Raw genomic sequence first — 21251 nt, 5'->3', positions numbered from 1 at the left:
CTGAGACTGTCAAACTCGGGTGACTTCGCGGGATCGCCGCTTCTTGACACAACAGCAGTCCACTATTCGCCGAGCTCTTTCATCTTCTTGTCCAAGTATGCCTCGACCGCCCGCCGGATAACTTCCGGCCGTGTCGGCAGATCTTCCGCGATGCGCCGATAGGTGTCGATCGCCTCGACCATTTCATGGGTCATGCGGACCATGACGGGTTCCGTTCCTGCTGGCGGTCGGCCCATCTTTTTCTTCTCTGACATGAAAACTCCTCACAAAGGGGATTGACTTTGTGATTACAACATTACATGTTATGCGAGCGAAGGCAAGAGTTGCAGCTCCCGCCAACGCTCTAACCCCAGCTCTCTCGTCCAAGGAGAAAACCATGGCTACCTACCCGCTTATCACGCAGCTTCTGGCAAAAGAAGACGCAACCGACGATCAGGAACCGCGGATCCTGACCCTCTTCCCGCAGTTCTTCGAGGCCCTCGCTGAGTTCCTCGACTACGAACACGACCTGTCCCGCACCGAGAGCTGGGATCCGGCTTTCGCGGCTTGGCAGAGGGCCTCCGACGAAGCCCAGGGCACGATGCTGCAACTGCAGGATCAGATCCTCGAACTGACGCCGCGCGTGCCGGTCGAGAAGCCGCTCAAACTCCTCACCTTCGGTATTCGCCTCGCGCTTCTGGACGAGGACGGCGAACACCGCGAACGCTTCCGCGATCTCGTGCGGCGGCGCGGGAGCGACCTTCTCGTGCCCGAGGTTTGCGACACCGATCGCGAAGTGAATTTCCTGCTCAAACGGATGCTGATCCTTTTCGATCAGTTGCTCGACCTCTATACCGACGAGCCGGTCGAAGCCTCCGCGACACTCTGAGCCGATCGCATTCCCGGCGCTGTTCCGGCCGGGATGCATGCCTCTCTCAACCAGAGATTCCACGAAAATGCCGAGCGCGGGTTACCGCGCCCGTTTTCCCCTGCACGTTCACAAGGAGGGTCGAGCATGACCCAGCATCAACCGATCATTCTGCACATTCGCTGCGAAGACCATGCGGTCCAGCCCGGCGAAATCCACGCGCACTGGAGCGATGCCGCCGAGACAAAGGGCTACCGTATCGTCGCTCGGGTGAAGGACAGATACAGCCTCGCGCTCGAATGCAAGAGCTGCGGCGGGCTGCATGTCAGTCGCCTCTTTGTCGTGCTGAACTTCCAGCCAGAATGCCCGCATTGCGTCGAGGCGCGCTGGCGCGAGACAGCGAGAAGGGCCGGGCTTGAGATGCTCCGTCGCGATCCTTCCGACCGGAAGTATGCTTTCTACCGCGCGTCCTGCGGTCACGAAATCCGTCGTCAGTTTGAACTCGTCGAGCGCATGGCGCAGGGCGAAACCGGTGCGCGCTGCGAAATCTGCCACCACGAGCGAGAACAGGAAGAAGCGGCGCTGGAGGGCTGGGAGTTGGTCGGACCGGACCCGCAGGGCAATCGGAACTATCGGCTCTATCGCCATGCCGAGGGGTGTGGAGCCGAGGCGCGGATCGCCCGTGCCAACATGCAGACCGGGCGCTTCACCTGCCCCGGTTGTGGCGAGAGCTGGGCGACAGGGCCGAGCTTCTTGTATGCGATGAAGTTCAAGCTCGAAACCGGGAGCAGCGCGATCAAGCTCGGCTTCTCGCGCAATCCGGACTCGCGCATGAAATACCAGCTTCACCGCCATCCCGATTTGCCGCGCGAGCTGCTCCTAAAGGTGCCGATGCGAACCGGGCGTCACGCGCAGCGCGTCGAGAAGCGTTTGCACAAGTGGCTCATGGCCGAGTTCCCCGACGAACTGGTGGCACCGGAGGAGTTCACCGATCTGCTCAAGGTCAAGTCTGAGCTTTATCGAGCCGGTCTCGAAGAGACGATCCTTCGCCAGATGCATCGCATCGCGCGGAAGGAAAACCGCGCGGCCGAACGCAGCCGGACCCGCAGCAGGTCGCGATCCAAGCGTATGCGCAAGACCTGAACCACGCCGACAATGCGCCACGACAAAACCTCTCGCTCCGGCGGGAGGCCTCCCCTACCCTTTCAAAGGACTGATCCAATGACTCTCCCCACTCTTTCACCCACCTGGGGGCCGCTCGCGCGCACCGCCATCCTTCGTCTTCAGGAAAAAGCCGCTGCAAGCGCGCGATCGGCCAAGAGCTCACCAGCTGCTCGCACGCGTAAAATGAGCGACTATGGCGATTCTTTTGACGATTTCGACGCGTTCGAGGAGGCCGAGGCGCAAGTCGATGCCGATCTCTGCGCAGATGAGGAAGCGACACAGGAAGCGCTCGCCGCCCTGCCCGGCGCGATCCTTCCCGCTCGAGACCTGAGCCTTGCGTTGCAACTCGCCGCCACCTTCGAGAGTGCCGAACGGATCGACGCGCTTTTCGCGCCGAAGGCGCTCACGATCCTCGAGGTGCCGCCTGAGATGATCGATCCGCTCGCGACGGTCATTCGATACGGCTTCATTCCCGCGCATGTGACGTGCCTGGGCCGCAACATGGACGCCCGCCGCTCCGGCTCAAACCTGCGCATCGTCACGCTCACAGACCGCTCTGATCTCTCGGACCTGCTAGCGAAGCCCGAACCGATCCTTCTGCTCTTCGCCCAAGGGAAATCGGCGCCGCCCAATCTGAGCGGAACGCCCCCGCTGCGCCTCTCCTCTTTCAATCGCCAGATCGCTGTCGCACAGGTTCTGATGACCTATGCCGATACCCCGACCGTCTCGGCCCAATTCTCTGCCCTGCCCGACGACACCGCGCTTGCGGAAATCTCCCCGCTCGCATGGGCCTTTGCTTTTCGCGCACCCTCCGCCGCCGACGCCTTGAGCCGCCTCGATGCCGCCCTGCCCCGCCCCATCGCAGGCACCCCTTCGCTCGATACGATCCGGGGCGACGGCAGCGCTTTGCGCACAGCACGGCGCATGGTCGCAGACCTACAACTTTGGAAAGACGGAAAGGTCGCTTGGAGCGAACTCACAAGATCTTTGCTCCTTTACGGCGCACCCGGCACCGGCAAAACCCACTTGGCCCGCGCGATGGGTGTGAGCGCAAACGTGCCTTTCTTCCAAAGCTCGCTTGCAGAATGGCAAGCGGCCGGACATCTGGGCGATATGCTCGCCGCGATGCGCGAGACATTCGCCAAGGCCCGCGCCGCCGCTCCTTCGATCCTGTTTCTCGACGAGATCGACGCCGCTGGCTCGCGCTTCGATCGCGACCGGCACGGCAGGACATATCACCGTCAAGTCGTGACCGGCTTTCTCGAAGAGATCGATAAGGCCGCCCGCACCGAGGGCGTGTTATTGATCGGCGCGACGAACGATCGTGCAGCGATCGACCCGGCCCTGCTCCGCCCCGGACGCTTCGATCTGCACCTCGAAATGCCTCTGCCTGATGCAGAGGCGCTGCTGGGCATCCTGCAGACGCATTGCGATCACGGCGAGGCCGATTTGCGTCCTCTGGCGCAACAGGCTGTCGGGCTGAGCGCGGCCGATCTCGATGCCGCGATCCGTGCTTCCCGGTCCGAAGCGCGCGCGAATGATCGCCCTTGGCAGCCCGCCGATCTGAGCCCGCATCTGAACCACGCATGCGCCACGCCAGATGCCGATCGCCGCATCGCACTTCATGAATGCGGACACGCGATCGTATTCGATGTGCTCAAGCTCGGCAAAATCGAGCGCGTCCTGATCCGACACGGCGATGGCGGCGAAGTGCATTCTATCGCAACTCGCGCGATTCACACGGACAGCGACTATGACGATCAAATTGCCTACATGCTCGCCGGGCGGGCCGCCGAGGCACTGATCCTCGGCCAGGTCTCGAGCGGCGCGGGCGGCACACAAGCCTCGGATCTCGCCCAGGCAACGCGACTGGCGATCGCCATCGAAACGCGCCTCGGCCTCGGCCATCATGAACAGCTCTGGCTCGACCAACCCGACCACCTCACCCTTCAGAACCAAACCGTTTACGCGAAGGTGCGCCGCCGCTTGAGCAAGGCGGAAGCCCGCGCCACGGAGATCCTCAACGAGCGGCGTGAGGGGTTGGAAGCGATGGCTGAAGTGCTTTGTGAGCGTCGAGAACTTAAGGGGCATGAACTCACAAGATGCTGGAAAGCGCCCGACGGTGCATCCGTTGAAGTTACACCTTCTTGTGTGGATGATACGTTCGCACGATAGGGTCGAACATCAGGCCTCTTTTGACCACGAAAAGCGGTGTGACAACTGTCACACCAACCTGTCACACCAGCGGAGTTCGAGCGGAGCCTGAATCAAATATTTTCAATAGGTTAGATGGTCTCAAAGTTGGCTCCGATCCCTACCGCCGGAGCCATCTTCCCCTCTCGGGTGTTGATTTAGCTACAAAAAGCCTTTCATGGCTTCGTAGGTGTGGCATATGGGTGTTCCATTACCCGAGTTTTGCGTGGGTCCGTCCGAAACAAGGACGACGCAAGACCATGCACGGCCAACCTCATCTCTCCCGTCGCGGCACTGCCTATCAATGGCGCCGTCGAATCCGGGTGTTTTCCACAAAATTCGTTGACCTGAAGCTCTCCTTGGGGACGACGGATCGCCGTGTGGCGACTATCTTAGCACGCAAGATTAGTGCGGAGAGCGACACATTTATGGACGGCATCATCAGGACCGAGATTTCCCCTCAAGAGGCGCGCGCCTGGCTGGCGGATGTAATCAAGCGCGAGCGGGCGAAGATCGAAGAGTTGCAGATGCTGCGCCGGTTCGACTCTCTCGACCCGCTCGATGATATGCGCCACGTCAAAACGCTCTCCTCCTGTCGTATCGTGCCGATCCATGCGCGCCTGATCGAGCTCAGGTTTCTCGACCATGTGACGAAGATGAAGCGTGCCGGGCACCGTGATCTGTTTCTGGACCTTCGGGAGCCCAAGAGCGGGAAGCACGGCAAGAAACTCGGACGCCGGATGCGACAGATCATCGATGACACGCTGGGTGCCGACGGCGCGGCACTACCTTTCCACAGCTTACGCCATTACGTGCAGAACGCACTCGAACACGCGGCAATCGACGATAAGATCATTCGCGACATCGTGGGCCATGAAGGGCGCGATATTCACGAGAAGACTTACCACAAACCGACCCCACCCAACCTGATGCGCCCAGCAATCGATGCTCTGCCACTTTGGGTATGACGGGGATGTGTCAGGCGCTTTTTGGGCGGTGAGCGGTCATTCGCTGCGTCTTGGACGAACGGCAGCGATGGGCAAACGAGAGACCCGACGCCGAGAACTCAGGGGCGATTCAAACGAACACGAAAACGACGCGCCATTGGCGCGAACAAATCCGATTCAAGCGCTTCCGACTATGGGCTCAGGTCACATCCTATGCTCAGGATGCATCACCAGAACAGGGCAGTCGCGGCGAGCGCTATAGCGGAGAGGAACACCTTCGGACATCTATCTTAGCGGATCGCTACGGTGAGATCATGATCGGCACTGGGTCGAGAGAACGGTCGAACCCAGTCCTCAAACCTACCGAACATGATCTCGATCCGGTTTTGGCGTTGTAGCACCGCTTATCGTATTTTCCGGCGACCTTGCGCGACTTGAGGTCCGCAATGCAGCCCCCGCCCCTTCGCTCCGCGAAGCTTCACGAAACCAGTCGGCGTCATAGCGTCGAACCGGGGACAGGCGAACCAGAAGAGCTGCCGCGCCGGTGTCGTCAATGATTTGGGCGGGGAACATGAAGAACCGGATCCAGCAACCACTTGTGTAGGCCGTTTGGCAGAGCAATGCTAACAAACAACCCGGTCAGCAGGGGCAACAAGCAGCTTGATTTCCACCAAATCCTGTCCAACGACTTGGGAGTAGCGAACCTCGAGAAGAGTGGCTGAAGTTGCGCGGTCCGTTCGTCGGTCAGCCAGAAGAGATTTATCATCGTCCCGTCTTAGTCGGGGAGGCCGGGAACATGCCGCCAACGGCGGCGCAAGCCACTTAATGAGCCCCGAGCCTACGAAGAGCGCAGGGATGCTCGCCATATGAACTAACGAGCTGACACTCCGCGCATGAACAGGCGCAATGCCCTTTTCGCGACCATGGGCATCGCCGCCATGCGTCCGAAGGACCTCTCCTCCGCCCGTAATCTTTGCCAGCCCAGAAAGAACCTCCCAAACTTCATTGGCGATCAAGGGATCGACATCTGAGCGGTCCGGCAACAAGCCAAGCGGGTCTATTCAGGGCGCTTCGGCGCTACAGAGCAAATGCACTTCCTTATTGGGGGGGAAATGCCTCACCCAATCTAAAATGAGTATTGAACGACACACACTTTCGACCTCGCCAGGCCCGGCGTTGACAGCATCCTCGCGATCGGTGGCCGCGCTTGCGAGTGCGAGATCCAGGTCAAGGCTCACCGTGCCGAACCCGTTCACCTCGGACTGGAACGACGACGCTCGACCCTCGTCGTCTTCGAAATATGGCGGTGAGAGCAACTGATACAGTGACCGCAAGACCGCATCGGCTTGCATCAGTAAATCGATGTTTTCGCACCTGACTGCCGTCTTTATCGGGCACCCTCGAGCGAGCGCCCCCGCGCCGCCCACCGCATCCCGCGCCGGATGATTTCGGTCACCTGATCGACCCGCAGATCGTCGAGCGTGTGGCCAATCGAGCAATAGAAGATGCGTCCCTTGTCCCAACGCCGCTTCCAGACGACCGGGATCACCGTGCCTTCGATCCACCACAGGTGATCGCCGGAGAAGGTCGTCGTCGCGAGAACCTCGTTCGACGGATCGGTAAGCATATAATATTGCTCGGACTTCAGACGGAAACTGGGGATGCCTTTTACGATCGGATCAGCGGGGCGACAGATCGTGACGTCGTAATCGACGTAATCGTCCGAGGGCACGAGGTTGTCGGGCCAGCCCGGAGGATGGGCGACGAACTGCCCGCCGATCAGGAAGTGATAGGTCGGGCGGTCGCGGAACGCATCGCCCATATGCCCGTGCCAGCCCGCAAGACCGCAGCCATCGGCGACCAGCTTGAGAAGCCCGTCCTCCTCCGCTTTCGTCATATTGCCGAATTCCGGCTGATGGGCGGAGCGGGCCGAGGACCAGATCGGCACGATGAGATCGCAATCGGCCATCTTCTCGGGCTCTGCGAGCGGGGCGAGCGTGTCATGCACGACCACTTCGAACCCGTCGGCCTCCAGCAGGTCGCGGCACCAGTCGGCAAAATCGGTCGGCGCGTGGCCTTCCCAGCCACCAACGAAGAGAACAGCTTTCATGATTTATCCTTTCGGGTGAAATCGACCATCGAGGCCATGTCGCGCGCGCCACGGCCCGCCGTCTCGGCAGCGCGCAGCCGCTCCAGCACGACAGCGCCTTGCGGCAGCGCGACGCCAAGTTGCGCGGCCAGCGCCTGCGTGACCTCCATATCCTTGCGCGCAAGCGCCACGGTGAAGCTGACGGGATGCGCCGCCTCGTCGAGATAGAGCGGCTTGCGGTAGCTCAGCATCGGCGCGGCGGCGGCCGACGCTTCGATCGCGGCGAAGGCCGTGCCTGTGTCGATACCTGCCGCGTCAGTGAGGCTCAGCGCCTCGGCCAGGGTCTGGTTGAGGCTGTGGATCAGCATGTTCACCGCGAGCTTCATCACCGCGCCGTCGCCCACATTGCCCAGACAGATCACCGTCTTGCCCATCGCATCGAGCGCGGGGCGCAGTGGCGCGGCCTGATCTTCGGTGCAGCCCGCCATGATCATCAGGCTCGCGCCCTCTGCCGCCGCGGTCGAACCGGAGACCGGCGCGTCGATCACCTGCCAGCCCGCAGGCGCCTTGCCCGCGAGATCGGCGATGTGATCGGGGCTCATCGTGCCCATCTCCAGAAGCGTCAGCGGGCCGGAAGCGGCGAAGAGACCGTCCTCACCGAGATGCACGGCAGAAGATGCCGCATCATCGGCCAGCATCGTGACGACGACCTCCGCGCCTTCGGCCAATACGCGCGGGGTGGCGGCCACCCCTGCCCCGGTTTCGAGCGCAAAGGCCTCGGCACGCTCGGGCGAGCGGTTCCAGACACTCACCTCGTGCCCCGCGGCGATCAAGTTGCGCGCCATCGGGGCGCCCATGCGCCCTAAACCTGCAAAACCAATCCGCATCACGCCACCTGTTCTTGCTCGATCCCGGAGATCGCGGCGACGAGGCTGTCTTCCGTCACCTCCTCGGCGGTGAAGCGGCGGATCACCCGACCATGATACATCGCGAGGATGCGATCCGAGACATGCAGCACTTCGGGCATTTCCGAGGAAATCACGATCACCGCGTAGCCCGAGCGGGCAAGCTCGCGGATCAGGTCGTGAATCTCGGATTTCGAGCCCACGTCGATACCGCGCGTCGGCTCGTCCACGATCAGGATGCGCGGATGCATCGCGAGCCATTTGCCGATCACGATCTTCTGCTGGTTCCCGCCCGAAAGGTTGCCGACCGCCTGCCGCCAGCTGGGCGTCTTGATCTTCAGCGTGTCGCGATACTGGTCGAAGATCGCGATCTCGGCCCCGTCCGAGACGAAGGGCCCCGAGGTCAGATCGCCGACCTGCGGCAGGGTGATGTTGTCGCGGCAGTTCATGCCGAGCACCAGCCCCTGCTCTTTGCGGCTTTCCGGCACAAGCGAGATACCCTTCGCGATCGCATCGGCGGGCGAATGGATCGCGGTTTCCTTGCCGTCGATCTCGATCGTGCCGGCGGTGGGACGGCGCAGGCCGAACAGCGTCTCGGCGATCTCGGTGCGCCCGGCGCCAACGAGACCGTAGAAGCCCAGCACCTCGCCCTCGCGCAGCTCGAAGCTGACGTCCTGGAACAGCTTGCCGCAGCTTAGTCCTTCCACCTTCAGCGCGACGTCACCGGTCTTCACCTCGGCATGTTGACGGCGCGACAGGTCGAGCGAGCGCCCGATCATCAACTGGATCACCTCGTCCTCGGTGGTGTCGCCCGCGACCAACGTGCCGCGATAGCCACCGTCGCGCAGCACCGAGATCCTGTCGGCCTGCGTGAAAATCTCGTCCATCCGGTGCGAAATGTAGACGATGCCCACGCCGCGCGCTTTCAGGTCGTTGATGATCTCGAACAGCACCACCTTCTCGGCGTCGGTCAGCGAGGCGGTCGGTTCGTCAAAAATCACGACCTTAGCATCCACCGTCAGCGCGCGGGCGATCTCGACCATCTGCTGGTTGGCGATGGAGAGTGCGCCGACCCGGTCCTTCGGGCCGAAGCCGCAATTGAGCCGTTTGAGGATTTCCTCCGACTTCGCGAAGAGCGTCTTCCAGTCCACCCGACCGAGGCTCCGGCGCGGCAGCTCGCCAAGGTAGATATTCTCGGCGACCGTCATCTCCTCGGCCAGCGACAGCTCCTGGTGGATTAGCACCACGCCGCGTCGTTTCGCCTCGAGCGGCGTGCGCATCGTGACTGGGGTGCCTTCGATCTCAATCGTGCCCTCGTCGGGCTGATACATCCCGGCGAGCACCTTCATCAGGGTCGACTTGCCCGCGCCGTTCTCGCCCAGCAGCGCATGGACCTCGCCCGCGCGGACCTCGAATGTCACGTCGTCGAGCGCCCGCACGCCGGGGAACGTCTTGACGATCCCCTTGAGTTGCAGCGCAGGGATTTTGGTTTCAGCAACGTCGCTCATACCCGAAGCTCCTCTTTGCCCTTGCGGTTCAGCTGCTTGTCGAGAAGCAGCACGGCGATCAGGATCGTCCCGAGGATCACCAGCACATAGAAAGCGGGCACCTGCATCAGGTTCATCCCGTTGCGCAGGATGCCGATCGCGAGAACCCCGCCCAGCGTGCCGAGGATCGTCCCTGCCCCACCATTGAGCTTGGTGCCGCCAAGAACGACCGAGGTGATCACCCAAAGCTCGTAATTGGTGCCGAGGTTCGGGGTCGCAGCGCCCATCTGCGAGGACAGCGTCACCCCCGCGAGCGCCGCGAAGAAGCCCACGATCATGAAGTTGATCAGCATATGTGGCCCGACCCGGATCCCGGCATTCACCGCAGCCGAGCGGTTGCCGCCCACCGCATAGGTGTTTCGGCCATGAACCGTCCGCGCGAGCAGGAAATACACCGCCGCCGTGCAAACGAGGAACAACACCGCCAATGTCGGCAACGGGCCCATGTTGCTCGAGCCGAAGTCCGAGAAGGCGAAGTTCATCGCGAAGAAGGATTGCTCTTTGGTGTAGACGAAGACGAGGCCACGTACGCCGAGCATCGCCCCCAGCGTGACGATGAAGGCATCGACCCCGGTCTTCCAGACGATGAAGCCGTTGAGCGCACCGAGCGCGGTACCCGCGACAAGCGCCGCGATCACGCCCGGCAGGATCGCCCAGTTGCCCCAGTCCGCAAACATCTCCCAACCTTGGATATCGACGCAGAGGCTGGCCGCAAGCGCCACGACCGCACCGACGCTCAGGTCGATATTGCCGTTGATCATCACCAGCGTCATGCCAAGCGCGATCAACCCGATGGTCGAGGTCTGCACGAGGATGTTCTGGAAGTTCTGCAGCGCGAAGAAATAAGGGTTCGCGAAGCTGAAGAACACGAAGATCAGAACGATGAAGCCCCAGATCGGGTTGGCAGCGAGCCAACGCACGGGCGATTTGATAACGGTATCCGCCATTGTCTCCTCCTCAGGCGATCGGGGAAAGCAGCCGGCCACGCTTGGCCGCGATGTCGAGCCAGACCGCAAGGATGATCACCACCCAGGTCACCAGCCACTGCACGTAATATTCGAAGCCCATCAGCAGCAGGCCGTTCTGGATGAAGCCGAGGATCAGCACGCCGATCACCGTCTTCCAGATCGTGCCCGCCCCGCCCAGCAGCGAGGTCCCGCCAAGGATCACCCCGGCCAGCACCTGCAGCTCGTAGCCTTGGCCGACATTGTTCTGCGAGCCCATGACCCGGCTGCCGAGGATGATCGCGGCGATCGCGACCCCGGAGGCCGAGATCAGATAGGTCAGGAACACCACCCGCGAGCGCCGCACGCCGGAGAACACCGCCGCGGTCGCATTGCCGCCCGTGGCGTAGATGCGCCGCCCGAAGGGCGTGTAGGCCATCATCAGGTGCAACAAGATCGCGCCGACCGCGAAAATCACGATGGGCGTCGGAATATCCGCGATGGTGCCGCGCCCGAAAATCTTGAACCAGGTCTGATCCTGATTGACGATATCGACGTTCTTGCCGCCCGAATAGATCAGCGTAAGCCCCTGAATCGCCGAGAGCATCCCGAGCGTCACGATCAGCGAGTTAAGCCGCGCGACACCGACCAGAAGGCCATTCACCGCCCCCAGTGCCAATGTTGCCACAAGCATCACGCCGATGGCCGGGGCCGGGCCGATCTTGTCATGCAGATCGACCACCAGAACCGTCGAGAAGGACAGCATCGAACCCACGGACAGATCGAGATTGCCGCCGATCACCACCACCGTCACGCCAAGCGCCATCACCCCGATGATCGCCGAGGAGCGCATCACCGAAAGGATGTTCTCGGGAGACAGGAACCGGTCCGAAAAGATCGAAAACCCGATCAGGAACAGCGCGAAGGCCACCAGAATGCCCTGTCGCGCCAGAACGCTCGCGATCGTTTTCCACCTGTCTCGGTTCATTCCACCCCCCCTGATGTCACGCGCCACGCGCGCAGTTTGCTGGCCGCGCGAGGCGACCGGCTTCTCCACATGAAAATTCGCCATTTTCTCCTCCCGTCGGGCAGCCTCCTCGCTGCCGCTGACGGCGGGTCAGACCAAGGTCATCCCACCGTCGATCATCACGATCTGTCCCGTCATGTAGTCGCTGTCGGGCGAGGCGAGGAACGTCGTCGTTCCGGTGATGTCGACGGGGCGCGCCACGCGTCCGCGCAGGATACCGGAGGCGAATTCCTCCATCGCCTGCCCCGGCATCTTCGCCGCACCGATTTCCATCAGGTCGCGATCGACCTCTTCCCACATCTCGGTCGCCACCACGCCCGGAGCAAAACCTGTCACCGTAATATCGTGCTTCGCGAGATCGCGCGCACCCGATTGCGTGAGCGAGACAACTGCCCATTTCGAGGCACAATAGGGCGCGACATTGTCGAAGCCCTGACGGCTCGCGATCGAGGCGGTGTTGACGATCTTGCCGCCTCCGCCCTGCGCGATCATCTGCCGGGCCGCTTCCTGCATCCCGATCAGCGTGCCGAGCGCATTGATATCCATGATGAAATGCCAGTTTTCCTCGGTCACATCGAGGAAATTCATCGGCCGGTTCACCCCGGCATTGTTGAACACCACGTCAACTCGGCCAAACTGTTCAGCCACCTGTTCCATCATCGCGCGCACCTGATCGCGCTTGGTCACATCGACCTGCGCCGACATCGCCCGGCCGCCTGCGGCCTCTGCCCGCGCCGCATTCTCTGCGGCAAGTTCAGCGACCCGTTCGCCGTTGAGATCGGCGAAACAGACATCCGCCCCCTCTTCCAACAGCGCCTCGGCAATTGCGCGTCCAATTCCGCGCGCAGCGCCCGTCACGAGACAGACCCGTCCTGATACGCGTCCCATTAAAATCTCCATTTTGCCTGCAATAAGTTGGGCATGGGCCGGCCCGTCGCCTGCGCCCATGCCCGCGGGGAGGAGAGATCAGAAGGCGGGCTTCTCGAACTGGTCCATGTTCTTCTCAGTGATCTGGGGCGTCTTGAAGTAGTTCATCTTCGGAACGTCCTTGCCCTGGATCACGTCGATCGCGGTCTGAAGCGCGTTTTTCGCATCGTCGATCGGCGACTGGTAGACCGAGCCGTAATACTCGCCCTTCTTCATCGCCTCGTAGCCGACCGCGAAGTTGGTGGCGCCGACGAACTTGATGTCCTTGGCACGGCCCGCAGCCTTGGCGGCGTTGAGCGCACCGACGCCCATGTTGTCATCGGCCGCATAGACGCCGTCGATCTGCGGATATTTCACGAGGAAATCTTCCATGACGCGCTGCGACTTCTCGCGGTTCCAGTCACCCGGCTGGGTATCCATGATCTTCACGTCCGGGCAGGCTTTGGCCAGCTCGTCCTCGAAGCCCTTCTGGCGTTCGATCGCGGTGGTATAGCCCGGCTTGCCCGAGATCTGCACGATGTCGCCCTTGCCGTTGAGCCCGGTGCACATCATGTCCGCCGCTTCCTTGCCCTGCTCGATATTGTTCGGGCCCGAGAAGGCCGCGATGAAGGGCATGCCCTGCTCGGCGATGTTGGAGTTGGTGATGATGACGGGGATGCCCGCGTCATGCGCCTTCTTGACCGCGGGGACCACGGCCTTGCCGTTGGTCGGCCAGACGATGATCGCCTGCACGTTCTGCTGCACGAGATCCTGGATTTGCGCGATCTGGCGCGCCACGTCGCCGCCCGCATCGAGCACGACCGCATCGACGTCAGGATTGGCCGCAGCCGCTTCCTTGAACGCCTTCTCGTAGGTGGTCTGATAGCTGTCCACCCCGACGTTGTTCTGCGTGATGCCGATCTTCATCTGTTCGGCCCATGCACCGCCAGCGAACGCGAGCGTTGCGACTGCGGTGGTTCCGGCGACAAGCGCCTTCATCGATCTTTTCATTGTTATCCTCCCATGAAGTTTCAGTCCGGCCGGTGAGACCGTGGCAGTCGCCCCCTCCTGAGCTCTTGCCATGCAGCCCGAATCCACCGGCGGCACAACCTGATCATTCCGACAGCCGCCCCCGCTTTCGCCCGCCAACTTATCCATTTCGGATATTGAAGCATCCATAATGGATATTTTCGTTAAGGTGAACGATCCTCGATTTGGACATCTTTCGGAGGACCCTATGGCGAAGCAACCAAAACCACAGCTCGGACCAGAACGCGTGACCAAATTCGATCCGCAAAATATCCAACATGGACATATCGGCGCTCCGGCGTCGAGCGCGTCCGTCGTTCAGGATAAGGATACCGCGCTGTCGATGATTGATCTGCTCGAGTCGCTGGCCGAGGAGATCGATTCCACGCTCTCGCTTTCCGCGCCGAACCCTTATTTCGCGATGGCTACCCATCTGGTGCGCTGCCATCTGGAGGGAAAGATCGTCACGCCCTCGTCGCTCGTCGCCGCCTCGGGTGTGCCCTATGCGACCGCGATGCGCAAACTGTCGGATATGGTCGATGCAGGGATGATCGAACAGCGTCCGCGCACCCGCTCGGGCAAGACGGTTTCGCTTCATGCCAGCACGCAACTGCTGACGAACTGGGGGCAGCTGTCGGACCGAGTCGGTCGCCTGGCGCGCCGTCATCTCGCCGAATCCGACGGGGGCGAGCGCGACTATTACTTCGGCGGCACCTATCTTGCCGGGCATTCGATCGCCCCGCCCTCGGTACTGCCCGAGCCGATTTCGGTGTCGGGCGGCCTGCGCGTTCTGGTTCATGGCGACCCGACCTTCATGGTGATGGAGAACCTAAAACGCCAGTTCGAACATATCGTGGGCACCTCGATCTCGCAGCGGGCCTTCTCGATCGACCGGCTACACGAAGAGACTCTGCGCAACGCGGCCCGCAAGACCAGCCATTACGACATCATCGCCGTCGACCTGCCCTGGATCGGAGAATTCGCGAAAAAGGGTCTTCTGATGCCGCTCGACGAGGTGATGGACATCTCGCGCCTCGATCCGAGCGATTTTCACACCGCGGGCTGGCGCGGCGCGCATTGGGAAGGCCGTCCCTATGGCGTGCCCAGCCAGACCACGCCGGAGCTGCTGTTCTACCGCAAGGACCTCTTCGCCGAAGCCGGGCTGACGCCGCCGACCACGTCCGATCTCGTGCTCGAGGCCGCGCGCCATTTCCACGACCCCGCGCATGGCCGCTACGGCATTGCCTGGAACGCCGCGCGCGGCACTGCGCTGGGACACACCTTCATCATGGCGATGGCCGATTTCGGCCAGCCGGTCGTCAATCTCGACCCGGTTGCGGGCGGGTTCGACGCCGATCATCTCGACCGCGACGATTTCGTGGCGCAGTTCGACACGCCCGCGACCGAGGCGGCCGCCGAGTACCTGCTGGAGCTGATGAGCGTCTCGCCGCCCGATATCCTGTCGATGTCGTGGTACGAACGCGTGCGCCCCTATGCGGCGGGCAAGGTCGCGATGGCCTATGGCTATACGCTGCTCGCGCCGTATTTCGAACTCGACGCGAATTCGCCGGCCCATAACACGACCGGCTATCTTCCGCACCCGACGGGGCTTGGTGCCAAGCCTGTCGCCCCGGTGGGCGGCTATGTGCTCGCGATCCCCGCCAACCTGCCCGAGGAGCGGCGCGCCGCCGCCGCCGAGGCGCTGATCGCCTTCACATCGCCCGCGGCGCAGAAACTTTACGTGCTCAACGGCAGCCGGACGGTGCCGCGCTACTCGGTCGGCGCCGATCCTCAAGTACAGCATCTGTCGCCGATCTTCGAAGCGGTGGATGCGATGTCCTGGCGCGATGAGCTGCAATTCTGGCCGCGCCCGCCGCTGCCGCGCATCTGCGAGTTGATCGAAATTTGCGGACAGGAAATCCACGACATGCTGCGCGGGGTCATTCCCCCGCGCAAGGCACTCGGAAAGATCCAGCAACGCGCTGACCGGGTGCTGAGAACACCATCAAGTTAGGGAGGAATAACATGGACCCCGATCGATTGAAGGGAAAGAACATCCTGATTACCGGCGCAGGCCAAGGGATGGGCGCGTGCAACGCCGAATATTTCGCGCAGCAAGGCGCGAATGTCTGCCTGGGCGATATCGACCTCGACGCAGCGCAGGAGACCGCCGAAAGGATCAACAAGGGTGGCAATGGCAAAGCGATCGCGGTGCGCATGGATGTCACCAAGCGCGAAGACAACGCTGCGGCGGTCGGCGCCACCGTGGATGCCTTCGGGATGATCAATGTGGGTCTTTTCAATGCGGGCCTGAACAAGCCCCGGTTCTTCATGGATATCGATGAGGACAACTGGGATCACATCATGACGGTCAACACCAAGGGGATGTGGCTCGGCATGCAGGAAACCGCGAAGCAGATGATCGCGCAGGGCAAGCAGGACTATCCCTACAAGCTGATCAATGTGGGCTCCGTCGCCTCGCGCAAGCCGCTGGTCGACGTGACCGTGTACTGCACCTCGAAATATGGCTGCCTCGCGCTGACCCATTGCGGCGCGATCGCGCTGGCGGAACATGGCATCACCGTGAACGGCTATGCACCCGGCGTGGTGAAGACCCCGCTTTGGGAACAGCTCGACAAGGACCTCGTCGAGATCGGCTTCAAGGAGCGCGAAGGTCAGGCTTTCGACGATCTGGCCGAGATTCTCGCGCTCAAGAAGGTCTCCTACCCGGATGACATCAAGGGCACGGCCGCGTTCCTCGTCAGCCCCGACAGCGACTACATGACCGGACAGATGCTCCATATCGACGGCGGCTGGGTGATCCAGTGACCCCCCGCTGAGGCGGGACCGACCCCGACCCTCTTACGCATTTTCAACCAAACAGGCGCGCCGTCAGGGCAGCGCCGGGAGACCCATCATGAACACGACCGCCCTCAACCCGCGCATTCTGCAACCCGGCGACATCGACCCGAACTGGCGTTGGGACAAGCACATCCCCGCTTGGGGCCACACTGCCGTGGATTTCGAACGCCGCGTCGATCACGACCGTCTGCGTCGCTATCGTCTGAGCCGCACCAAGGACGCGCTGAAGAAATCGGGCTGCGGCTCGCTTCTGCTCTTCGACGTGAACAACATCCGCTACATCTCGGGCACCAAGATCGGCGAGTGGGAACGCGACAAGATGTGCCGGTTCTGCCTGCTCGCGGGCGATGATGAGCCCTATGTCTGGGACTTCGGCTCCGCTGCCGTTCATCACCGCGAATATTGCGACTGGCTCGACCCCGAGCGGATGCTGGCAGGCGTCGTCGGCATGCGCGGCACGATCCCGCCCTCCTTCGGGCTGATGAAGAAATATGCCGAGGAAATCGCCTCGCTGATCAAGAAGGCCGGGATGGCCGACATGCCGGTTGGCGTGGACTATGCCGAAACGGCGATGTTCTTCGCGCTAAAAGAAGCCGGGTTGAACGTCGTGGACGGCCAGCAGGTCATGCTCGGCGCCCGCGAGATCAAGAACATCGACGAGATCCAGCTGCTCAATCAGGCCGCCGCGATGGTCGATGGCGTCTACCACATGATCCATGAAGAGCTGCGGCCGGGCATCCGCGAGAACGATATCGTCGCGATGTCCAACAAGCTGCTCTACGAGATGGGGTCGGACGACGTGGAGGCGATCAACGCGATCTCGGGCGAGCGCTGCAATCCGCACCCGCATAACTTCACCGACCGTCTGTTCCGCCCCGGCGATCAGGCCTTCTTCGACATCCTGCAAAGCTATCAGGGCTATCGCACCTGCTATTACCGGACCTTCAACATCGGCCGTGCGACGCCCTCGCAGAACGACGCCTATATCCGGTGCCGCGAATGGCTCGACAATGCGATCGCCCTGATCAAGCCGGGCGTAACCACCGATGTCGTCGCGAAGGCTTTCCCGAAATGCGAGGAATTCGGCTTCCCCGACGAGCTGTCGGCCTTCGGCCTGCAATTCGGCCACGGGCTGGGTCTGGCGCTGCACGAACGCCCGATCATCAGCCGCGCGGTCTCGCTCGACAATCCGATGGAGATCCAGACCGGCATGGTCTTCGCGCTCGAGACCTATTGCCCGGCCTCGGACGGCTATTCGGCGGCACGGATCGAGGAGGAGGTCGTGGTGACCGACAAGGGCTGCACCGTGATCAGCCTCTTCCCGGCCGAGGACCTGCCGATCGCGGCCCGCTACTGACCGGCTCCCGGGTCCGCGCCATCCCGCGCGGGCCCGGACATTACGCATAACGCATACGCCAAAGGGGGGAGCGCGCCATGGCCAAAGCCACCAAGCGCAAGACGAATACCGAAGACTACCTGCGCATGTACCGCCAGATGGTGCGCATCCGCAGTTTCGAGGACAACGCCAACCAGCTCTACCTGTCCGCCAAGATGCCGGGCCTGACCCACATGTATTCCGGCGAGGAGGCCGTGGCTGTGGGCATCTGCGAGGCGCTGACCGACGACGACAAGATCACGTCGACACACCGCGGTCACGGCCATTGCGTCGCCAAGGGGGCCGAGTTCAAGCAGATGTTCTGCGAGCTTCTGGGCAAGGTCGAGGGCTATTGCCGCGGCAAGGGCGGCTCGATGCATATCGCCGACCAAAGCCACGGTAACCTCGGCGCCAACGCCATCGTCGGCGGCTCGATGGGGATCGCGACGGGGGCCGCGCTCTCGGCACGGCGGCTCGGGCGCGACGACGTGACCGTCTGCTTCTTCGGCGACGGCGCGACCGCGCAGGGCCTCTGGTACGAGGTGATGAACATGGCCGCGCTGTGGAAGCTGCCGGTGATCTACGCCTGCGAGAACAACGGCTATTCCGAGTACACCAAGACCGACGAAATCGCCGCAGGTTCGCTGACCGCGCGGGCCGAGGCATTCGGGATCGAAGCCTTCGAGGTCGACGGTCAAGACGTGCTGGCGGTGAACGAACTCGCCCAGCGACTGGTCGCCCGCGCCCGCAAGGGCGAAGGCCCGTTCTTCATCGAGCTCAAGACCTATCGCTATCACGGCCACCATGTCGGCGACATCAACCGCGACTACTACCGTTCCAAGGACGAAGAGACGATCTGGAAGGAGCAGCGCGACCCGATCATCAATTTCGGCAAATGGCTGGTCGGTGAGGGCGTGGCGAGCGACGCGAAACTCGAGGAGATCCGCGAGGCGGTGAAGAAAGACGCCGCCGACGCCGTCGAATATGCGCTTGCCGCCGACTACCCCGACGTGGGCGAGGTCGACATGCATGTCTACGCCCCCAACGACGCCGCCTGAGGAGGAAATCATGCGCGAGATCACCCTGTCCAAGGCCGTCAACGAGGCCATCGCGGAAGAAATGCGCCGCGATCCCACGATCTTCCTGATCGGCGAGGACGTGGCCGAAGCCGGCACCCCCTTCAAGGTCCTCTCCGGGCTCGTCGAGGAATTCGGAACCGAGCGGATCATCGACACCCCCATATCCGAGCCCGGTTTCATGGGCCTCGCTGTGGGCGCCGCGATGACCGGATCGCGGCCCATCGTCGATCTGATGTTCGGGGACTTCCTGTTCCTCGTGATGGATCAGCTCTGCAATCAGGCGGCCAAGACGCATTACATGTCGGGCGGCAAGCTGAGCGTGCCGCTTGTGCTGCGCACGAACCTCGGCGCGACCCGACGCTCGGCGGCGCAGCACAGCCAGTCGCTGCACGCGCTGGTCGCGCATATCCCGGGACTGAAGGTCGCCCTGCCCTCTTCGGCCTACGAGGCCAAGGGGCTGATGAAGACCGCGATCCGCGATAATAGCCCGGTCGTGATCTTCGAAGACAAGCTGATGTATAATGACAAGGCCCCGGTGCCCGAGGAGGAGTATTACATCCCCTTTGGCGAGGCCAACGTGCTGCGCCAGGGCAAAGACATCACGCTGGTCGCGACCTCGTCGATGGTGCAGGTGGCGCAGGCCGCCGCCGAGACGCTGGCCGCCGAGGGTATCTCGGCCGAGGTGATCGACCCGCGCACCATCGTGCCGCTGGATGAGAAGACCATCCTCGACAGCGTGCGCAAGACCAGCCGCGCCATCGTCATCGACGAGGGCCATCAGAGCTACGGCATCACCGGCGAGATCGCCGCGCGCATCTCCGAGAAGGCCTTCTACCATCTCGATGCGCCGGTGCTGCGGATGGGCGCGATGGACGTGCCCGTGCCCTTCTCACCCGCGCTCGAGGATCTGACCGTGCCCACGGCCGAGGGCGTGGCGCAAGCGGCCCGCCGGCTGGTCCGGCAGGAGGTGAGCGATGCCGCATGAGGTCATCATGCCCGCGCTCGGCATGGCCCAGCAATCGGGCCAGCTGGTCGCCTGGCTGAAAGAGCCGGGCGATGCCGTGAAGGCGGGCGACCCTCTGATGGAGGTCGAAACCGACAAGGCCACGATGGAGGTCGAGGCGCAGGCCGACGGTTTCCTCGGTGGGCTGCGTGCGATGGCGGGCGATGACGTGCCGGTGGGCGCGGTGGTCGCCGTGATCGCGGAAAGCAAGGAAGCCGCGGAGGCCGAAGCTGGCGGGGATGTCGCGCAAGACGCCCCGGCCCCCGAAGCGACGCCCGAAACCTACAGTAAGCCCAAAACCGACGATGCGCTCCCCGAGGGCGCGGAGGTCATCATGCCCGCGCTCGGTATGGCGCAGGAAACCGGGCAGATCACGACATGGCTGAAGGAGCCGGGCGACGCGGTAGGCGCCGACGACATCCTTTTCGAGGTCGAGACCGACAAGAGCGCGGTCGAAGTGCCCGCCGGTGCCTCGGGTTATCTCGCCGCGATCCTCGCCGAACCCGGTGAGGAAGTTCCGGTCGGCGCGCCGATCGCGATCATCTCGGCGGAGGCGCCCGCGAACCCGGTCCGTCGCAGCCATGCGCAGAAACCGGCCGCGCCCGAGCCTGCCAAGGCAGAAGCCCCGGCTACGAAACCGACGCCGGAGAAGGAGGCCGCACCGAAGTCAGAACCGGCCAAACCGTCTGAGAAACCCGCGGCAGCACCCGCGCCCGGCGGTCGCATCCTCGCCTCGCCTAAGGCGAAACGGCTGGCCCGCGAACAAGGGCTCGACCTTGTACGACTGGCCGAGGCCGGGATCGCGCAGCCCTATCACGTCTCGGATCTCGAGACGCTGCGCACCCTGCCCGCCCCGCAAGCCGCGACGGCGACCGCCCCGACCGCACAGGCGCTGCATCTGAGTGCCGAGGTCTCAGCCCAGGGGTTCGCCGCCTTCTGCGAATGGATCGCGGCGGAAACGGGCGAGACCCCCGACCCGGGCGCGCTGCTCGCCGGTCTCGCGGCAGGCGCGGCGCTGTCCGGCCCGGTCGCGGTCTCGCGTCACGGGCGCAGCCGCTGCTTCGCCGATCCGGCGCGTCATCCGCTGGGTCAGGCGCCTGAGGCGGAAGAGGATGCCACCGCAGCGCTCCTGATCCGCGATCTGCGAGGCAGCGCGTTGCAGCGGATCTCGCTCGGCGCGGAGGCGCAGCCGGTGTTGACGCTCACCGGCTCCGATCCGCTGACCCTCACGCTCGAGGCCGATCCCGGCCAGCTCGCGCCCGAGGCGGCGCTCGACCTGATAACCGGATTTGCCGCGCGGCTGGACGAGCCGCTGCGCCATCTCCTCTGATACA

19 protein-coding genes and 1 pseudogene are annotated in these 21251 nt (G+C 63.0%); 10 read left to right on the top strand and 10 right to left on the bottom strand.

What is annotated here, in order from left to right:
- Positions 1-62: 62 nt before the first annotated feature.
- Positions 63-254, bottom strand: coding sequence for a ribbon-helix-helix protein, CopG family (locus tag AKL02_RS09110; protein WP_232621753.1), 192 nt, complete (start codon positions 252-254; stop codon positions 63-65).
- Between the two features lie 122 nt (positions 255-376).
- On the opposite strand from AKL02_RS09110, the gene AKL02_RS09105 reads away from it, so the two are divergent.
- From AKL02_RS09105 to AKL02_RS09090, 4 genes are all read left to right on the top strand, one after another.
- Positions 377-868 carry a hypothetical protein gene (locus AKL02_RS09105; RefSeq protein ID WP_083077840.1) on the top strand — a complete coding sequence of 164 codons (492 nt, stop codon included), beginning with the start codon at positions 377-379 and terminating at the stop codon, positions 866-868.
- Positions 869-994: 126 nt separating this feature from the next.
- On the top strand, positions 995-1990 hold the full coding sequence (locus AKL02_RS09100; RefSeq protein WP_198453278.1) for a GIY-YIG nuclease family protein: 996 nt from the start codon (positions 995-997) through the stop codon (positions 1988-1990).
- Positions 1991-2002: 12 nt separating this feature from the next.
- On the top strand, positions 2003-4186 hold the full coding sequence (locus AKL02_RS09095) for an AAA family ATPase (protein WP_083077839.1): 2184 nt from the start codon (positions 2003-2005) through the stop codon (positions 4184-4186).
- Between the two features lie 446 nt (positions 4187-4632).
- Complete coding sequence (locus tag AKL02_RS09090; protein ID WP_232621752.1) at positions 4633-5172, top strand: site-specific integrase; 540 nt, start codon at positions 4633-4635, stop codon at positions 5170-5172.
- Between the two features lie 206 nt (positions 5173-5378).
- On the opposite strand, the pseudogene AKL02_RS21080 reads toward AKL02_RS09090, so the two are convergent.
- The 9 genes and pseudogenes from AKL02_RS21080 to AKL02_RS09050 all read right to left on the bottom strand — a co-directional run.
- Positions 5379-5736, bottom strand: a pseudogene (locus tag AKL02_RS21080) (hypothetical protein); the annotation flags it as partial.
- Between the two features lie 38 nt (positions 5737-5774).
- Positions 5775-6194, bottom strand: a complete 420-nt coding sequence (locus tag AKL02_RS21295) for an abortive infection family protein (protein ID WP_408648138.1) — start codon at positions 6192-6194, stop codon at positions 5775-5777.
- Between the two features lie 344 nt (positions 6195-6538).
- Positions 6539-7261 carry a ThuA domain-containing protein gene (locus AKL02_RS09080; protein ID WP_083077835.1) on the bottom strand — a complete coding sequence of 241 codons (723 nt, stop codon included), beginning with the start codon at positions 7259-7261 and terminating at the stop codon, positions 6539-6541.
- Positions 7258-8085 (bottom strand): NAD(P)-dependent oxidoreductase, encoded by an 828-nt coding sequence (locus AKL02_RS09075; RefSeq protein WP_232621751.1) that lies wholly within the window; start codon positions 8083-8085, stop codon positions 7258-7260. The genes AKL02_RS09080 and AKL02_RS09075 overlap by 4 nt, the downstream gene beginning before the upstream one ends.
- A 41-nt stretch (positions 8086-8126) precedes the next feature.
- Positions 8127-9653, bottom strand: coding sequence for a sugar ABC transporter ATP-binding protein (locus tag AKL02_RS09070; RefSeq protein ID WP_083077833.1), 1527 nt, complete (start codon positions 9651-9653; stop codon positions 8127-8129).
- Positions 9650-10639 (bottom strand): ABC transporter permease, encoded by a 990-nt coding sequence (locus AKL02_RS09065; protein WP_083077832.1) that lies wholly within the window; start codon positions 10637-10639, stop codon positions 9650-9652. The genes AKL02_RS09070 and AKL02_RS09065 overlap by 4 nt, the downstream gene beginning before the upstream one ends.
- A 10-nt stretch (positions 10640-10649) precedes the next feature.
- Positions 10650-11624 carry an ABC transporter permease gene (locus AKL02_RS09060; protein WP_078540378.1) on the bottom strand — a complete coding sequence of 325 codons (975 nt, stop codon included), beginning with the start codon at positions 11622-11624 and terminating at the stop codon, positions 10650-10652.
- Between the two features lie 129 nt (positions 11625-11753).
- Complete coding sequence (locus tag AKL02_RS09055; RefSeq protein WP_078540379.1) at positions 11754-12551, bottom strand: SDR family NAD(P)-dependent oxidoreductase; 798 nt, start codon at positions 12549-12551, stop codon at positions 11754-11756.
- Positions 12552-12629: 78 nt separating this feature from the next.
- Positions 12630-13580: a sugar ABC transporter substrate-binding protein gene (locus tag AKL02_RS09050; RefSeq protein ID WP_083077831.1), complete on the bottom strand. Its 951-nt coding sequence runs from the start codon at positions 13578-13580 to the stop codon at positions 12630-12632.
- A 226-nt stretch (positions 13581-13806) separates the two neighbouring features.
- On the opposite strand from AKL02_RS09050, the gene AKL02_RS09045 reads away from it, so the two are divergent.
- The 6 genes from AKL02_RS09045 to AKL02_RS09020 all read left to right on the top strand — a co-directional run bounded on the left by AKL02_RS09045 (position 13807) and on the right by AKL02_RS09020 (position 21247).
- Positions 13807-15612, top strand: a complete 1806-nt coding sequence (locus AKL02_RS09045; protein ID WP_083077830.1) for an ABC transporter substrate-binding protein — start codon at positions 13807-13809, stop codon at positions 15610-15612.
- Positions 15613-15623: 11 nt separating this feature from the next.
- Positions 15624-16427 carry an SDR family NAD(P)-dependent oxidoreductase gene (locus AKL02_RS09040; protein WP_083077829.1) on the top strand — a complete coding sequence of 268 codons (804 nt, stop codon included), beginning with the start codon at positions 15624-15626 and terminating at the stop codon, positions 16425-16427.
- Between the two features lie 88 nt (positions 16428-16515).
- Positions 16516-17817 carry a M24 family metallopeptidase gene (locus tag AKL02_RS09035; protein WP_078539269.1) on the top strand — a complete coding sequence of 434 codons (1302 nt, stop codon included), beginning with the start codon at positions 16516-16518 and terminating at the stop codon, positions 17815-17817.
- Between the two features lie 77 nt (positions 17818-17894).
- Positions 17895-18893 carry a thiamine pyrophosphate-dependent dehydrogenase E1 component subunit alpha gene (locus tag AKL02_RS09030; protein ID WP_083077828.1) on the top strand — a complete coding sequence of 333 codons (999 nt, stop codon included), beginning with the start codon at positions 17895-17897 and terminating at the stop codon, positions 18891-18893.
- Positions 18894-18903: 10 nt separating this feature from the next.
- Positions 18904-19899, top strand: coding sequence for an alpha-ketoacid dehydrogenase subunit beta (locus AKL02_RS09025; RefSeq protein ID WP_078539271.1), 996 nt, complete (start codon positions 18904-18906; stop codon positions 19897-19899).
- Positions 19889-21247: a biotin/lipoyl-containing protein gene (locus AKL02_RS09020; RefSeq protein WP_083077827.1), complete on the top strand. Its 1359-nt coding sequence runs from the start codon at positions 19889-19891 to the stop codon at positions 21245-21247. The genes AKL02_RS09025 and AKL02_RS09020 overlap by 11 nt, the downstream gene beginning before the upstream one ends.
- The last annotated feature ends 4 nt before the right edge of the window (positions 21248-21251 follow it).

The organism is Thioclava electrotropha (assembly GCF_002085925.2).
Taxonomy (GTDB): domain Bacteria; phylum Pseudomonadota; class Alphaproteobacteria; order Rhodobacterales; family Rhodobacteraceae; genus Thioclava; species Thioclava electrotropha.
The sequence above is the reverse complement of the archived record's forward strand: the minus strand, read 5'-3'. Positions and strand labels throughout refer to the sequence as shown.

What these genes read in the sequence shown, in the direction of transcription:
- AKL02_RS09040 (WP_083077829.1), top strand. Translation starts at nt 15,624, where the DNA reads ATGGACCCCGATCGATTGAAGGGAAAGAACATCCTGATTACCGGCGCA.
- AKL02_RS09090 (WP_232621752.1), top strand. Translation starts at nt 4,633, where the DNA reads ATGGACGGCATCATCAGGACCGAGATTTCCCCTCAAGAGGCGCGCGCC.
- AKL02_RS09050 (WP_083077831.1), bottom strand. Translation starts at nt 13,580, where the DNA reads ATGAAAAGATCGATGAAGGCGCTTGTCGCCGGAACCACCGCAGTCGCA.
- AKL02_RS09100 (WP_198453278.1), top strand. Translation starts at nt 995, where the DNA reads ATGACCCAGCATCAACCGATCATTCTGCACATTCGCTGCGAAGACCAT.
- AKL02_RS09060 (WP_078540378.1), bottom strand. Translation starts at nt 11,624, where the DNA reads ATGAACCGAGACAGGTGGAAAACGATCGCGAGCGTTCTGGCGCGACAG.
- AKL02_RS09045 (WP_083077830.1), top strand. Translation starts at nt 13,807, where the DNA reads ATGGCGAAGCAACCAAAACCACAGCTCGGACCAGAACGCGTGACCAAA.
- AKL02_RS09070 (WP_083077833.1), bottom strand. Translation starts at nt 9,653, where the DNA reads ATGAGCGACGTTGCTGAAACCAAAATCCCTGCGCTGCAACTCAAGGGG.
- AKL02_RS09065 (WP_083077832.1), bottom strand. Translation starts at nt 10,639, where the DNA reads ATGGCGGATACCGTTATCAAATCGCCCGTGCGTTGGCTCGCTGCCAAC.
- AKL02_RS09105 (WP_083077840.1), top strand. Translation starts at nt 377, where the DNA reads ATGGCTACCTACCCGCTTATCACGCAGCTTCTGGCAAAAGAAGACGCA.
- AKL02_RS09030 (WP_083077828.1), top strand. Translation starts at nt 17,895, where the DNA reads ATGGCCAAAGCCACCAAGCGCAAGACGAATACCGAAGACTACCTGCGC.
- AKL02_RS09080 (WP_083077835.1), bottom strand. Translation starts at nt 7,261, where the DNA reads ATGAAAGCTGTTCTCTTCGTTGGTGGCTGGGAAGGCCACGCGCCGACC.
- AKL02_RS09110 (WP_232621753.1), bottom strand. Translation starts at nt 254, where the DNA reads ATGTCAGAGAAGAAAAAGATGGGCCGACCGCCAGCAGGAACGGAACCC.
- AKL02_RS09020 (WP_083077827.1), top strand. Translation starts at nt 19,889, where the DNA reads ATGCCGCATGAGGTCATCATGCCCGCGCTCGGCATGGCCCAGCAATCG.
- AKL02_RS09055 (WP_078540379.1), bottom strand. Translation starts at nt 12,551, where the DNA reads ATGGGACGCGTATCAGGACGGGTCTGTCTCGTGACGGGCGCTGCGCGC.
- AKL02_RS09075 (WP_232621751.1), bottom strand. Translation starts at nt 8,085, where the DNA reads ATGGCGCGCAACTTGATCGCCGCGGGGCACGAGGTGAGTGTCTGGAAC.
- AKL02_RS09025 (WP_078539271.1), top strand. Translation starts at nt 18,904, where the DNA reads ATGCGCGAGATCACCCTGTCCAAGGCCGTCAACGAGGCCATCGCGGAA.
- AKL02_RS09095 (WP_083077839.1), top strand. Translation starts at nt 2,003, where the DNA reads ATGCGCCACGACAAAACCTCTCGCTCCGGCGGGAGGCCTCCCCTACCC.
- AKL02_RS09035 (WP_078539269.1), top strand. Translation starts at nt 16,516, where the DNA reads ATGAACACGACCGCCCTCAACCCGCGCATTCTGCAACCCGGCGACATC.